Origin of the sequence: Klebsiella sp. DY2415 (assembly GCF_026314315.1) — a bacterium.
Taxonomy (GTDB): domain Bacteria; phylum Pseudomonadota; class Gammaproteobacteria; order Enterobacterales; family Enterobacteriaceae; genus Klebsiella; species Klebsiella ornithinolytica.
This window is the reverse complement of sequence record NZ_CP111115.1, coordinates 2670110-2683222: the sequence shown is the minus strand read 5'-3', so window position 1 is coordinate 2683222 and position 13113 is coordinate 2670110. Positions and strand designations below refer to the sequence as shown.

The following is a 13113-nucleotide window of genomic DNA, read 5'->3' as shown; positions in this document are numbered from 1 at the left end:
TATCATGAACTTAAGCAGCTCCCGCATGATCCAGCATTCGCTGCCGCGCCGCCTGCTGCATAACCACTCGGGCGTGGTGAGCATCGCGCTATTTTTTGTCTTCTGCTGCGTGGTGTTTTCGCTGATTACCGGCAATTTCCTCACCGGCACCAACTGGCTGAATATCATCCGTCAGAGCGCCCCGCTGCTGATCGTCGCAACCGCAATGACCCTGGTGATTACCACCGGCGGCATCGACCTGTCGGTGGGATCCACCCTCGCGCTGGTCGGCGCGCTTTCCGCTATCGCCCTGAACAACTGGGGACTGCCGTGGCCGGTGGTTTTGCTCGGCGGTCTGCTGCTCGGCGGATTAGTCGGCGCCATCAACGGCTTTTTTATTGCCTATGAAGGCATTCCGGCGTTTATCGTCACCCTCGCCACCCTGGCCGTTGTGCGCGGTATCGCGCTGCTGGTGACCCAGGGCTATTCGATTCCGCTTCCCGCTGACAGCCTGTTTACCTTTATAGGGCGCGCGTGGGTCGTGGGTATCCCCATGCCAGCGCTGATTGGCATTATGGTTCTGATTATCGGGCATATCGTTCTCAACCATATGCGTTTTGGCCGCTATGTGACGGCTATCGGCGCGAATGCCGAAGGCGCACGACGCAGCGGGATTAACACCAAAGCGGTAACCATGAAGGTCTATATCATCAGCGGAATGGCCGCCGCGCTGGCCGGAATGATTATTACCGCACGTCTCGGCAGCGGCTCCTCCAACCAGGGCGAAGGTTTTGAACTGCAGGTCATCGCCGCCGTTGTGCTCGGCAGTACCAGCCTGTTTGGCGGCTTCGGGACGATTATCGGCACGCTGCTCGGCGCGCTGTCGATTGCGGTGATTCAGAACGGGCTGATCCTGTCGCATATTTCACCGTTCTACACCCAGATAGCCACCGGCACTATCATCCTGCTGGCTATCTGGCTGAACACCCGCATTCTCAACCCCACGCGCTCGGCGGCAAAAGGATAGATAGCTGATGAAAGGATCAATTTTTCGCCATCCCTCCCCGCTGCCGGTCGGCGTCAGCAGCGGTTACGTCATGACGGTGCTGGGCCCGCTGCCGATTAGCGAGATGGGCGTCACGCTGATGCATGAGCATATTCTGCTGGACGCGTCCGGCAAATGGGTGCCGCCCTGCTGCTGTAGCGATCGCCATCTAGCCGAAATGCCGGTGAAGATGGAAAACCTCGGCGAACTGTCGCTGAACCCGCTGATGAGCCGCGATAACTGCCAGCTATTTGATGTCGACGTCGCGATTGAAGAACTGACCAAATATCGCGCGCTTGGCGGGGAAACGGTGGTCGACCCGACCAATATCGGCATTGGCCGCGACCCCAAAGCGCTGGCGCGCATCGCGCGTCTGACCGGTCTGAACATTGTTATGGGTACCGGCCTCTATCTGGAGCCGTCACACCCCGAGTGGGTAAAAACCAGCAGCGTCGAACAGCTGGCCGAACGGCTGATTTACGATCTTGGCGGCGCGGAGGAGAAACCGGAAGTGCTCGCCGGGCTTATCGGCGAAATCGGAATCTCAAGCCGCTTTACGCCGGATGAAGAGAAGTCTCTGCGCGCGGCCGGCCGCGCCAGCGCCGCGACCGGCGTGCCGATCGAGGTCCATCTGCCGGGCTGGGAGAGACTGGGTCACCGGGTGCTGGATATTCTCGAACAGGAAGGCGCCGATCTCCGTCATGCGGTGCTGTGTCATATGAATCCCAGCTTTGCCGATAAGCGCTACCAGCGCGAACTGGCGCAGCGCGGAGCGTTTCTCGAATACGACATGATCGGCATGAGCTACTACTATGCCGACGAGTCGGCGCAGTCGCCCTCCGACGAGGAGAACGCCCGTGCGATTCGCGAGCTGATTGACGATGGCTATCTCCAGCAGATTTTGCTGTCGCAGGATGTGTTCCTGAAAACCATGCTCACCCGCTACGGCGGCCACGGTTACGGCTACATACTCAAGCATTTTGTTCCTCGTCTGCGGCGCCACGGCGTCAGCGGCGAACAGCTTGAAACCTTGATGATTGGCAATCCCCAACGGGTCTTTGGCGGATAAAAGGAAACTCATAATGCAGAAAAAAATCTTACTGGTCGGGGAATCCTGGACCAGCACTTCAACGCACATTAAAGGCTTCGATCAGTTTGCCACCGCTACCTGGCACACCGGCGCAACGGATTTTCTCGCCGCGCTTGCGGACAGTCATTACGCGATTACCTACATGCCTGCCCACGCGGCGGCGACCGACTTCCCGCTGACTCAGGAAGCGCTGCGGCAGTGGGATGCAATTATCCTGTCGGATATTGGCGCCAATACGCTGCTGCTGCATCCGGATACCTGGCTGAAAAGCCGGCGCACCGCCAACCGGCTGACGCTGATCCATGACTACGTTGCCGCCGGCGGTGCGCTGATGATGATTGGGGGCTATTACAGCTTCCAGGGAATTAACGGCGGCGCACGCTATCGCCATACCGCGGTGGAGAAAGTTCTGCCGGTGCGCTGTCTGGCATGGGACGATCGTATTGAAACCCCGGAAGGTTGCTATGCCGAAGTGACAGAATCTCACGCCCTGTTTAACGATATTCCTGGCGAATGGCCGTGGCTGCTGGGCTATAACGAAGTGGAAATGCATCCGCAGGGCAAACTGCTGGCTACCGTCGCCGGAACCGGTCATCCGCTGCTGGCTATTCGCGAATATCAACAGGGTCGCTCGCTGGTGTGGACCAGCGATATGTCCGCACACTGGCTGCCGGAAGAGTTTGCCAAATGGCCCGGCTATCGCCAGCTGTGGATTAACTGCCTCGACTGGCTAACGGAACGCGACTGATGACCACCACCCTTCAACTGGCCCGGCAGCTGCTGGGTTTTAACACCATCAACCCGCCGGGTAGCGAAGCTGACTGCATGCGCTTCTTTGCCGACTGGCTTCAAGAGAGCGGCTTTGAGGTTTCGCTGTCGTCGTTCGGCGAGGGACGCAGCAATCTGATCGCCAGTCTGCCCGGGATGACAGCCGGTAAACCGCTGGCTTTTACCGGACATCTGGATACCGTGCCGCTTGGGAACGCGCAGTGGCGATACGATCCTTTCGGTTCACAGACGGAGGACGGTCGTCTTTATGGACGCGGCGCCAGCGATATGAAAGCAGCGGTGGCGGCATTTGCCGTCGCCTGCGTTCATCAGCGGGAAACTATTCTCGCCGGCAGCGGTGCGGTATTGCTGATTACCGGAGGGGAAGAAACCGGCTGTGACGGCGCCCGGGCGCTGATCGCCTCCGCTCCGTTGCCGGAGATCGGGGCGCTGATCGTCGGCGAACCCACCGCCAATTACCCGGTTATCGGGCATAAAGGCGCCCTCTGGCTACGTTGTGAAACGCGAGGGAAAACCGCGCACGGCGCGATGCCGGAATTGGGGATTAACGCTATCTATCTGGCGGCGGATGCGGTAGGTAAGATTCAACATTTCTCGCCAGGCGCGCCGCATCCGCTGATGAAACAGCCCACTCTTAACGTCGGACGAATCGAAGGCGGGCTCAATATCAACTCCGTGCCGGACCGCACGCGTTTTGATGTCGATATCCGTAGCGCGCCCAATTTACAGCACGCCACTATCCGGCAGCGATTGACCACGCTGCTTGGTGAGAGCGTCACGGTGTCGACATTGGTTGACTTGCCCGCGGTACTGAGCGAAGCGGACCACGTTTGGATAAAGCAGGTTTATCAACGCTGCCAGCCGCTGCACGATCGGCCGCTTGAGCCGCGCGTGGTTCCCTACTTTACCGATGCCTCCCTGCTGCTGCCTGCGCTGGGCAACCCGCCCTGTATTATTCTCGGCCCCGGCGAGCCGTCTCTGGCTCATCAAACCGATGAGTACTGCCTGCTCAGCCGACTGGAGGAAGCGGAACAGCTGTACGGAGAAATTATCCGCGACTGGATGCGGTAATCTGCCTGCCGGAGTCGCATAAAAGTGACAGCGTCACACGGAAAGAATGCCTGCGTTCGAACCTCCGCAGGCACACTCGTTGATAAACATTTGAATACCCTCGCTGAATAGCAGAGGATGACCGCATATCACGCCGAATTTATCCTACCAGGCAAGGAGGCATTACCATGACCGTGAGACGCAGTCCGCTACTCTTTTGTTTCCTCTCTTTACTCCTGACGGCCTGCTCAGGCACCGCTTCCCCACCTGAGCGCGCTGAAAAGGCTAAATTATCGGCAGAAGTGGATAAGCTGTTTGCAGATTATGAGATGAGGTCAGACAATTCGCCGCGGGCGACTAATTTGCGCTATCTGCATCAGGTCAGAACGGCTATCTTCGCTAAAATAGACCAGCCGCAGGCGTATCAGGGGCAAAAATGCTCCGTGCGCTTAACGTTCCAGCGTGACGGGAAGGTGCAGAATCCAACGCAAGCGCATGGCGATCCGGCTTTATGCGCGGAAATTATAGCCGCGCTACAAGAGGCGCAGATTCCGCCAGCCCCGGATGAACAAACCTATCAGACATTCAACAATGCCATTATGGATTTCAGACCGTGAGCGGGATTTCCGCAATATTGTCTCAGGGGCCCTTGGCCCCTGCATCATTCTCAGAACTCCACGCGGCCGCCGAAATTATAGCGCCGCCCTTCCAGCATCGCGGTCTGCCTGTAGGTGGTGGTGTAAACCGGATTCACATCAAACAGATTGTAGATCCCGCTCATCAACGTGACGTGTTTATTCAGATGGTAACGCGCGCCTAAATCAACCAGCGCATACGCATCCGTTGAGCTGGACTTGCCGATATCCGGCGAGTTGCTGCGCCAGCTCGCCTTGGTCCACAGCTCCAGATCGGACGTTGTATTCCATGACAGCGAAACGTTGGCCATACTGCTCGGAAAATCATTTAGCGCATAGCCCTTATACTCACCGCTTTTCTGTTCACTGTGGGTATAGGTATAGTTGGCGTTGGCCTTCAGCGCCGCGGTCACCTGCCAGTCGCCGTTCAGCTCCAGGCCGTAGATCTCCGCATCCCCGACGTTAATATATTGCGACACGCTATCAGCGGTATAGCCATTGTATTGACACTGTTGGGTGGCCGATGAGGTACAGATGGTGTGGTCGCTGATTTTATCTTTAAATTTGGTATGGAAAAGCGTCGCATCCAGCGCCAGCGCGTTTTGCTGCCAGTACACGCCCAGTTCGGTGTTGATGCTCTGTTCCGGCTTCAGATCGTCGTTGCCGATACCAATCTCAGAATAGGGATAAGCACCATAGACGCTGGTAAAACCGGCGTTGTTCTGCCGTAAATCCGGTTTTTTATAACCGGCGGAGACGCCCCCTTTCAGCGCCCAGGTCTCGTCGATAGTCCAGTTACCATACAGCTTAGGCGTGACGTGATAGCCAAAGTAGCTATCATGATCCAGGCGCGCAGAGGTGGTCAGCGTAAAGTCCGGCACCATCATCCATGCATCTTCCGCAAAAACCGCCCAGCCATGACGCGTGATTTTACTCACCGGAGTGACGCCAGGCGCCTGCTTATCCGCGATACCGAAGGTGTCATTCAGCTCATTGCGCGTGAAGTTTACGCCTAACGTCAGCTTGTGATCGGCCAGAGTAAAGGTGTTCGCGCTATTGGCCTCAAAATTATTCTGCTTAATAAATTGCGAATCCATCCCGGGCACGCGGTACTCCGTGCGGGCCTTCTCGTAGCTGATAAAGTTCTTCACCTCCACCAGATCATCGCCGTACCAGGCATGCTGTGACAGTGAGGCCGCGTCGCGGTCAAAGCCCCAGTACCACGCTTTATCGTTATGGGTTTTCTCCTGATTGCCTTTAGAGGCGTTCAGATCCCAGAGCTGAGTATCGGTTGGCGAAAGAGAAATGGTGGCGTCCAGATTCCCGGCCTGATGCTTCACGAAGCGCTCTTTGGTTGGGCTATCATCATCGCGACGATCGAGGTAGTCTGCGCCCACGCTGATCCCGAGTTTGCCCGGGATGACAGGCCCCATCAAGAAAGCGTTGGTCTGATTAGTGTTGCCGTATTCACTTTTTTCCTGCAGGAAGTAATTATCCTCCAGCACCCCGGTCCATTTTTCGAGGTTCCAGGACTTTTTGGTGATAACGTTGACCACGCCACCAATCGAGTCAGAGCCATACAGCGAGGACATGGGGCCGCGAATGACCTCCACCCGTTCAATGGCAGCCAGCGGCGGCATAAAAGCCACTTCGCTACCAATGTGATGCCCGTAGGGGCGGGATTCGCGGGTAGACTGCTTGATACCGTTGACCATAAACGAGGTATAGGTCGAATCCATACCGCGCATCTGTACATCGCCGGTGGCCAGACTGCCGTGACCGTTGCCCACCAGCACGCCCGGCATCTCGCGCAGCGCTTCCGCGACATTCTGATTGGAACGGGTATTCAGCGCCTTCTCATCAAGCACCGAGATCGTCGCCGGCGCCTCGCGCCTCTCCTGGCTGAAACCTGTGGCGGTGACTACCATCTGCTCTTCGTTTACGGCGGCGCTATCTGCAGCGTAGGCAGCCGCGGGCAGATTGACGAAGGCGAGCGCAATCGCCACCTCCATGTGTGTCTTAATCGTCACAAAAAAGTCCTTAGAATTTAGTTAGATCAATCTTGAGAACGTAATCAGCCTGGTCGCTTTTTTCGTCCTGTTTGACGCTGGCATAAAGCGTTCCGGCATCCGCAGAAAGCGCCAGACTGTTGGGCATGGCCGCCGTTTTGATGGCGTGTTTGAGATGATGGGTTTTTGCGTCGATGACGCTAATCGAACGATCGTTGCGATGGGTAACGTAGATTTCATCGCGCGCGGCGTTATAGAGCACGGCGACCGAATTGGGCGAGGCAATACGATCCACCAGCTTGCCGGAGTCCAGCCGCACCACCAGCACATCGCGGGTGTTGGTATCAGCGATATACCCGACTCCTGCGGCGCTGTTCAGGGCGATATTGAGGAAATAATGGTCCGGTTCAGCCGGGTCGACCTTCACGCGGGCAAGGAGCTTCGACGTTTTGCCATCGAGGGTCACCAACTCCCCGTTGCCGGTAACTACATAAACTTTGTTACCCGCGTCATCAACGGCAAACCCCACCGGTTCGAGATGATTCAGCGTTTCGCTAAGCTGCTGCTTTCGCGTATCGACAACCCACAGCAGCCCTTTGTCTTTGCGCCCGATCCCGGACACATACAGACGTTGATTTTGCTTATCCAGCACCACTTCGCGCACGTGAGCCTGTTTCTCAGGATCCGCATCATCGCTTAGCTGAATAGTTTTAATCACCTTATTGGTCAACGTATCCACGAGCGTTAGCGAACCATCCAGCGCATTGCCCAAATACAGGATATGGTTTTCTTCATCCAGAGAAAGTGCAAAGGTACGCCGTTCGGTGGCTATCTTCTGATTAATCTGCAGAGAATCGGCCGCCAGCCGAAATACAACGCCCGTCGTTTTATCTTTCTCAAACGAGGGCGCTGAGGCGGCATAGAGCGTCTTCTGACTGTTATCATAAGCCAGCTCATAAACGCCGTGGCCAAGAGGCTGTGAGCGGAAGGCCTGCTCGGTAAAATCCTTAGCCGAGACAGAGAAAACAGGCAGAGAAGATGAAATGGCCAGCGCGCAAAGCGTTACTTTCGTCAGGGATACGGTAGACATGTAATTTTTCTTTACAGTAGTTTACGGAATGCAAACATTAATGAAAATAAATATCATTTGCAATTGCATTTATCTTCATATTCCCTACCATTTTTTGTGCTAGCGTTGAAGCCGCCGCGCTATAAGCTGGTGAAATGACCGGACGAAAATGCTTTATCTTCAGGCGCTCATCATCAGGGCTGAGATATACAGCCCTCCCCCATACGCCAGATGCGTGAGCAGACTGAGCAGACGAGCCAGCCAGGGACGAGGGGTTCGTGAAGCAGCGAAACCAAAACCCAATGCCGGCTGCAGAATGATGAACGGAGCAAATAGCGTCGATAAACCGGCCAGAAGACCGACTTTAAGAGAGGGCTCGCTGAACCAGGCGGTTGCGTTCAGCATAAGCGGTACAAAAGCAAAAACGACCCCGATCAGGTAGTGGAACATCCAGCCGGTGAACATCTCCCCTTGTATTCGCGGCGTTGTCGCAATCGTATAATGCCAGTACTTTCCTCTGGGCAACCATAAAATCCAGCGCCCAACCAGCGCATAGTTTAGCGGCGGCGCTTTGAGCAGGTATTTCTGCAAAAGTGACCAGATATCCATGATCAGCGTGGCGCCGATGCCTGTTATGACCGTTTTACCGAGAATAATCATATCCAATGTCTGCTCCTTATTGATGGAATGCTAAGCTGACAGCCAGTGTGCAACTTAAAGTGAGGTTTAAGTCAACAATGAAAGAACGGGATATCAGAGAGATCGCTGACCTTGCCGGGGTTAAACCCTCCGCATTGCGATATTACGAAACGAAAGGATTAATTCGGCCTGTCGGGCGAAATGGTCTTCGCAGGCAGTACCATGAGAATGTGCTTTATAAACTGCAACTCATTGCGCTGGGACAGGCCGCAGGGTTTTCTCTGGATGAAATCGCCGTGATGATCGGTACGGAAGCTCATCCAGATATTAATCGCGAACTGCTCCACAAACGCTCACGGGAAATTGACGTGACCATTCGCAGACTGCAATTATTAAGCCGCGGCCTAAAACATGTTGCGCGCTGTACTCAGCCCGAGCATACCCATTGTGAGGAGTTCAAGAGAATCGTTTCACGAGGACTTCGACTGGTCAGGTAACATTTCCCAGCGAGCATATGCTGATTATGCCACCGCCTCTCAGAATGCGCGTCGGGTTAGCCCCGTCTGCTACGTGTACAGGGCCGCCGGTCGCCCTGCCAACTTAAAAAAAACAATAAATTCATATCATTACAACGACAAACAAACCTCAGCGCCCCGGTAATGAGCCGGGCTTTATGGCCACTGTGCGGTGAAAACATCAAATACACCTTTAGAGAAAAGCCACTTACTCTAATGCCTATTTATAGGTAGCCTGTCGGGATATCAGCAACGCTATTGGACAATACCCCCATGCTGATTAAACATTTAACATTCGCGGAGAAATAATGATTTTAATTGTTACGATGTTTATATTTTCCCTCACCATGTCATTTTCACCAGGCCCGGTAAATATGATCATTATATCGTCAGCGGCGGCGCATGGATTTAGAAAAACCTTCCCGTTTGTCTCTGGTGCGACAACAGGATTTACTGCCTTGCTTATATTCGTTTGTTTCGGATTCTACGCTGCGATTGAACAGCACCCGTTATTTTTCAAATATCTCAACGTTGCTGGCGCAGTATTTATCATGTACCTGGGTTATAAAATAGCGTCGTCTCACCCTGATTTGCCATTACAAAAAGCAGAGACCCCAGGTTTCATTCAGGGTTTTTTAATGCAATGGTTCAACCCGAAAGCCTGGACTGCCTGCGCATCAGGAGCGGCGTTGTTTTCCGACCCGGCAACCAGGACAACGGTATCCGTCTTTATCATGATTTATTTTTTAGTCTGTTATCTCTCACTGGCTTCATGGGCAATCCTTGGTGACAAAGTGTCAATGCTGCTCAGGAGCAGACAACGTATCCGTACGTTTAACTTATTGATGGGCAGTTCGCTGATCGTTACGGCTGGCTACATGCTCTGTCTGCCATTCCTGAATCATTCATAATTTATGCGACTCAAAGGAATTATAAATATTATTAATCAATTTGTAGGCAATACTGCTGGTCGATATATTCGCCGGCCATATGGCGTATACCTTTAGAGGTTCTAATGACCAGTCCGGGAGTATTTCCTGCATTTCTGCGCGCTTAACATCATTCTCACTCAGATAGCGAGGGGGAGCGGCCAGTCCAATGTGTTGCTTTGCAAGAGCATAGGCCGCTTCAACATTATCAACGACAACCGTTGGCGTATACTTGACTAACGCCACCTCGCCATTTTTATGCCTGAACGCCCGCTGGTTCTGCCTCATGGTCAGTCCAATCCAGGGCAGTGGTTCAAGATCATCAGGGTGGTTGATGGGCTTATATTGGCTTAACAACGCCTTTGATGCGACGAGCTGCCGGGGCAGCACAAAAAGATGCCGGGCTTTGAGTGAGCTGTCCGGGAGCTCCCCAATCCGAAAAGCAACATCAATACTCTCTCCGATAATATCTTTCCGCGTGTCGCTATAAGAAATATTGAGGAAAACATCCGGATATTCCTTTATAAAAACCGCAAGATGGCGAGTAAATGCGCTATTGATAAAAACGGCAGGAACAGAAATATGCAGCTTGTTAGCCGTTGATATAGACCGCTGCTTAAATTCAATAACCCCCTTCTCATACAGCTCCAGCATAGATTTGGCCGTCTCCAGCAAACTGAGGCCATCGTGAGTCAGAGAGAGTTTCCGGGTATTTCTATATAGCAGAGCACTACCCAGATTTTTTTCCAGTTTTGCCAGATGCGTGCTCGCCGTTGCGGTCGTCAGCCCTAAAGCTTCTGCGCCACCTGAGATGGATCCCGCCTCTACAATTTTTGCAAAAACGATCAGGTAGCGGATGTCATCAATCATTTATATTCCTTTGGTCACTCATTCGCTTTGCCCCTGAGCCTAACCACATCATGGTCAAAGACCAGCGACAAGCAACCCTGGCGCCGTCATGCAAAAAACATCCCTGTCCAGATATATGGCCTTTACTTATCTTGGGACCACGCCCGTCCGCCAGGTCCGCAGGCCGAAAACGTTGATATACAGCCCGGCCATAATCAAAACGGCCCCCAGCAGCTGCAAGCCGTTCAGCGTTTCACCGAGCAACAGCGCGGCGCTGGCCATCCCCACGACCGGCACCAGCAACGACAGCGGCGCCACGCGCCAGGTTTCATAGCGCCCAAGCAGCGAGCCCCAGATGCCGTAGCCCACAATCGTGGCAATAAACGCCAGATAAAGCAGCGAGAGCACGGTCAGCATATCAATATGAATCAGGCTCGCCACCATCGTCTGCGGGCCATCGATCGCCCATGACGCCAGCATAAACGGCAGCACTGGAATCAGCGCGCTCCACACCACCAGGGACATAATCTGCGGTTTCTCGGCGCGGGACATGATCTTCTTATTAAAGATATTACCGCACGCCCAGCTCAACGCCGCCGCCAGAGTCAGCATAAATCCGACGACCGGAACATGCTGGCCGCCGAGGCTGGCTTCCACCAGCACCAGGATGCCAAAAATAGCCAGCGCAATCCCGGCCAGCTGTTTTCCCTGCAGGCGTTCACCGAAGGCAAAAGCGCCAAGAATAATGGTGAAGAACGCCTGCGCCTGCAGCACCAAAGAGGCCAGGCCAGCGGGCATCCCAAGATTAATTGCGCAGAATAAAAAGGCGAACTGACCAAAGCTGATGGTCAGGCCGTAGCCGAGCAGCAGGCGCAGCGGAATTTTGGGACGGGCAACAAACAACAGCGCCGGAAAGGCCACCAGTAAGAAACGCAGTCCCGCCAGCATCAGCGGCGGCATATTGTGGAGTCCGACCTTAATCACCACAAAATTCAGCCCCCACACCACTACCACCAGCAGCGCCAGCAGCCCGTCTTTACGTGTCATACCCTGCCTCTGTTGTTATATGAATTTTTGTGAACAAAATCAAAGTACCCAAAAAAGCGCCCGCCGGATAGATCATTATTTTTAGCAGGGTACCAAAGCACATGATGACACCGGGTTGCGCTATACAAGGTCCTGAGAGCATGGTATTTCTGAGCGGTACCACATAAAAAAAACATTTCATCAGGCAAACAACATGATACCGACCATCAGGCGCTCCACCATCGCGCTGCTGGCGTCCTCGCTGCTGCTGACTATCGGCCGTGGTGCAACGCTGCCCTTTATGACCATTTTCCTCACCCGCCAGTACCAGCTTGAGGTGGATAAAATTGGCTATGCGCTCTCCATCGCCCTCACCGTCGGCGTCGTCTTTAGCATGGGGTTTGGCATTCTGGCCGATAAGTTTGATAAAAAGCGCTATATGCTTATCGCCGTGCTGGCCTTTATCTGCGGCTTTATCGCGATTCCGCTGGTCAATAGCGTAAGCCTGGTGGTGTTTTTCTTTGCTCTGATCAACTGCGCCTACTCCGTCTTCTCCACCGTGCTGAAGGCGTGGTTTGCCGATGTTCTGTCGCCGGAAAAGAAAGCGCGGATCTTCTCCCTCAACTATACCTTTCTCAACATTGGCTGGACCGTCGGCCCGCCCATCGGCACGCTGCTGGTGATGCACAGTATCAACCTGCCATTTTGGCTGGCGGCGGCCTGCGCCGCATTGCCGCTGGTTGGTATTCAGCTCTTCGTTCAGCGCTCCTCGGCGACCATTGCCCAGGATAATGCCACCCAATGGTCGCCTTCCGTGTTGCTGCGCGACCGCGCGCTGATGTGGTTTACGCTGTCCGGCCTGCTGGCCTCGTTCGTCGGCGGTTCATTCGCCTCCTGTATTTCGCAGTATGTGCTGGTGGTCGCCGATAGCGATTTTGCCGAAAAGGTGGTGGCGGTGGTACTCCCGGTCAACGCCGCCGTGGTGGTTGCGCTGCAGTACGCCGTCGGCCGTCGCCTGAGCGCCAGGAATATTCGTCCGCTCATGACCTTTGGTACGTTCTGTTTCGTCCTCGGTCTGGGGGGATTTATTGTTTCCGACAGCAGCCTGCTGCTATGGGGGCTCTCTGCCGCCGTGTTTACGCTTGGCGAGGTCATTTACGCGCCCGGTGAGTATATGCTGATTGATAACATCGCCCCCGCCGGCATGAAGGCAAGCTACTTTTCCGCCCAGTCGCTGGGCTGGCTGGGCGCCGCCTTCAACCCGATGATTACCGGATCTATCCTGACCCATATGCCGCACTGGTCGCTGTTTGTGGTGCTGATGCTCGCTATTATCGTTGCCTGGCTGATGATCTTCCGCGGAATGAAAATTCGCCCGTGGCAGAATGGCTGTTCGGCCGTCAGCGCGTAACCCCAGGCGTCATGCGGCTGTCGGGTTAATGTCGTGCAACTGTCGGCTGCGGATCGTGGTGCCCGACAGAGCCCGGCG

13 protein-coding genes are annotated in these 13113 nt (G+C 54.6%); 8 read left to right on the top strand and 5 right to left on the bottom strand.

Annotated elements, in window-relative coordinates:
• The first annotated feature begins 4 nt into the window (after nucleotides 1–4).
• From OQV00_RS12670 to OQV00_RS12650, 5 genes are all read left to right on the top strand, one after another.
• Nucleotides 5–1006 carry an ABC transporter permease gene (locus tag OQV00_RS12670; RefSeq protein WP_004862247.1) on the top strand — a complete coding sequence of 334 codons (1002 nt, stop codon included), beginning with the start codon at nucleotides 5–7 and terminating at the stop codon, nucleotides 1004–1006.
• Between the two features lie 7 nt (nucleotides 1007–1013).
• Nucleotides 1014–2093 carry a phosphotriesterase family protein gene (locus tag OQV00_RS12665; protein ID WP_048023633.1) on the top strand — a complete coding sequence of 360 codons (1080 nt, stop codon included), beginning with the start codon at nucleotides 1014–1016 and terminating at the stop codon, nucleotides 2091–2093.
• Between the two features lie 13 nt (nucleotides 2094–2106).
• Entirely contained in the window at nucleotides 2107–2862 is a 756-nt protein-coding gene (locus tag OQV00_RS12660; RefSeq protein ID WP_004862251.1) for a glutamine amidotransferase, read from the top strand.
• On the top strand, nucleotides 2862–3974 hold the full coding sequence (locus tag OQV00_RS12655) for a M20 family metallopeptidase (protein WP_015584277.1): 1113 nt from the start codon (nucleotides 2862–2864) through the stop codon (nucleotides 3972–3974). Before OQV00_RS12660 ends, OQV00_RS12655 begins: the two co-directional genes overlap by 1 nt.
• Nucleotides 3975–4141: 167 nt before the next feature.
• Nucleotides 4142–4570, top strand: coding sequence for a cell envelope integrity TolA C-terminal domain-containing protein (locus OQV00_RS12650; protein WP_165551877.1), 429 nt, complete (start codon nucleotides 4142–4144; stop codon nucleotides 4568–4570).
• 50 nt (nucleotides 4571–4620) lie between these two features.
• Here the strand turns inward: OQV00_RS12650 and OQV00_RS12645 are convergent, their stop codons facing one another.
• The 3 genes from OQV00_RS12645 to OQV00_RS12635 form a co-directional block, all read right to left on the bottom strand.
• Nucleotides 4621–6600, bottom strand: coding sequence for a TonB-dependent receptor domain-containing protein (locus OQV00_RS12645; RefSeq protein WP_151333781.1), 1980 nt, complete (start codon nucleotides 6598–6600; stop codon nucleotides 4621–4623).
• Nucleotides 6601–6628: 28 nt separating this feature from the next.
• The gene (yncE, locus tag OQV00_RS12640) at nucleotides 6629–7687 is read right to left on the bottom strand and encodes a 7-bladed beta-propeller protein YncE (protein ID WP_015584275.1); all 1059 of its coding nucleotides are present in this window, start codon (nucleotides 7685–7687) and stop codon (nucleotides 6629–6631) included.
• A gap of 159 nt (nucleotides 7688–7846) precedes the next feature.
• Nucleotides 7847–8326 carry a DUF2938 domain-containing protein gene (locus OQV00_RS12635; protein ID WP_015584274.1) on the bottom strand — a complete coding sequence of 160 codons (480 nt, stop codon included), beginning with the start codon at nucleotides 8324–8326 and terminating at the stop codon, nucleotides 7847–7849.
• A gap of 77 nt (nucleotides 8327–8403) precedes the next feature.
• Here OQV00_RS12635 and OQV00_RS12630 point away from each other — a divergent pair, with 77 nt between their 5' ends.
• Both OQV00_RS12630 and OQV00_RS12625 read left to right on the top strand, forming a co-directional pair.
• Complete coding sequence (locus OQV00_RS12630) at nucleotides 8404–8802, top strand: MerR family transcriptional regulator (protein ID WP_015584273.1); 399 nt, start codon at nucleotides 8404–8406, stop codon at nucleotides 8800–8802.
• A gap of 326 nt (nucleotides 8803–9128) precedes the next feature.
• Complete coding sequence (locus OQV00_RS12625; RefSeq protein ID WP_151333644.1) at nucleotides 9129–9731, top strand: LysE family translocator; 603 nt, start codon at nucleotides 9129–9131, stop codon at nucleotides 9729–9731.
• On the opposite strand, the gene OQV00_RS12620 is transcribed toward OQV00_RS12625, so the two are convergent.
• Both OQV00_RS12620 and eamA read right to left on the bottom strand, forming a co-directional pair.
• Nucleotides 9726–10619, bottom strand: coding sequence for a LysR family transcriptional regulator (locus OQV00_RS12620; RefSeq protein WP_228399952.1), 894 nt, complete (start codon nucleotides 10617–10619; stop codon nucleotides 9726–9728). The genes OQV00_RS12625 and OQV00_RS12620 overlap by 6 nt on opposite strands.
• 126 nt (nucleotides 10620–10745) lie before the next feature.
• Nucleotides 10746–11645 (bottom strand): O-acetylserine/cysteine exporter, encoded by a 900-nt coding sequence (gene eamA, locus OQV00_RS12615; RefSeq protein ID WP_015584270.1) that lies wholly within the window; start codon nucleotides 11643–11645, stop codon nucleotides 10746–10748.
• A 193-nt stretch (nucleotides 11646–11838) separates the two neighbouring features.
• Between eamA and ydeE the strand changes: the two genes are divergently transcribed.
• The gene (gene ydeE / locus OQV00_RS12610; RefSeq protein WP_015584269.1) at nucleotides 11839–13035 is read left to right on the top strand and encodes an efflux MFS transporter YdeE; all 1197 of its coding nucleotides are present in this window, start codon (nucleotides 11839–11841) and stop codon (nucleotides 13033–13035) included.
• Nucleotides 13036–13113 lie beyond the last annotated feature (78 nt).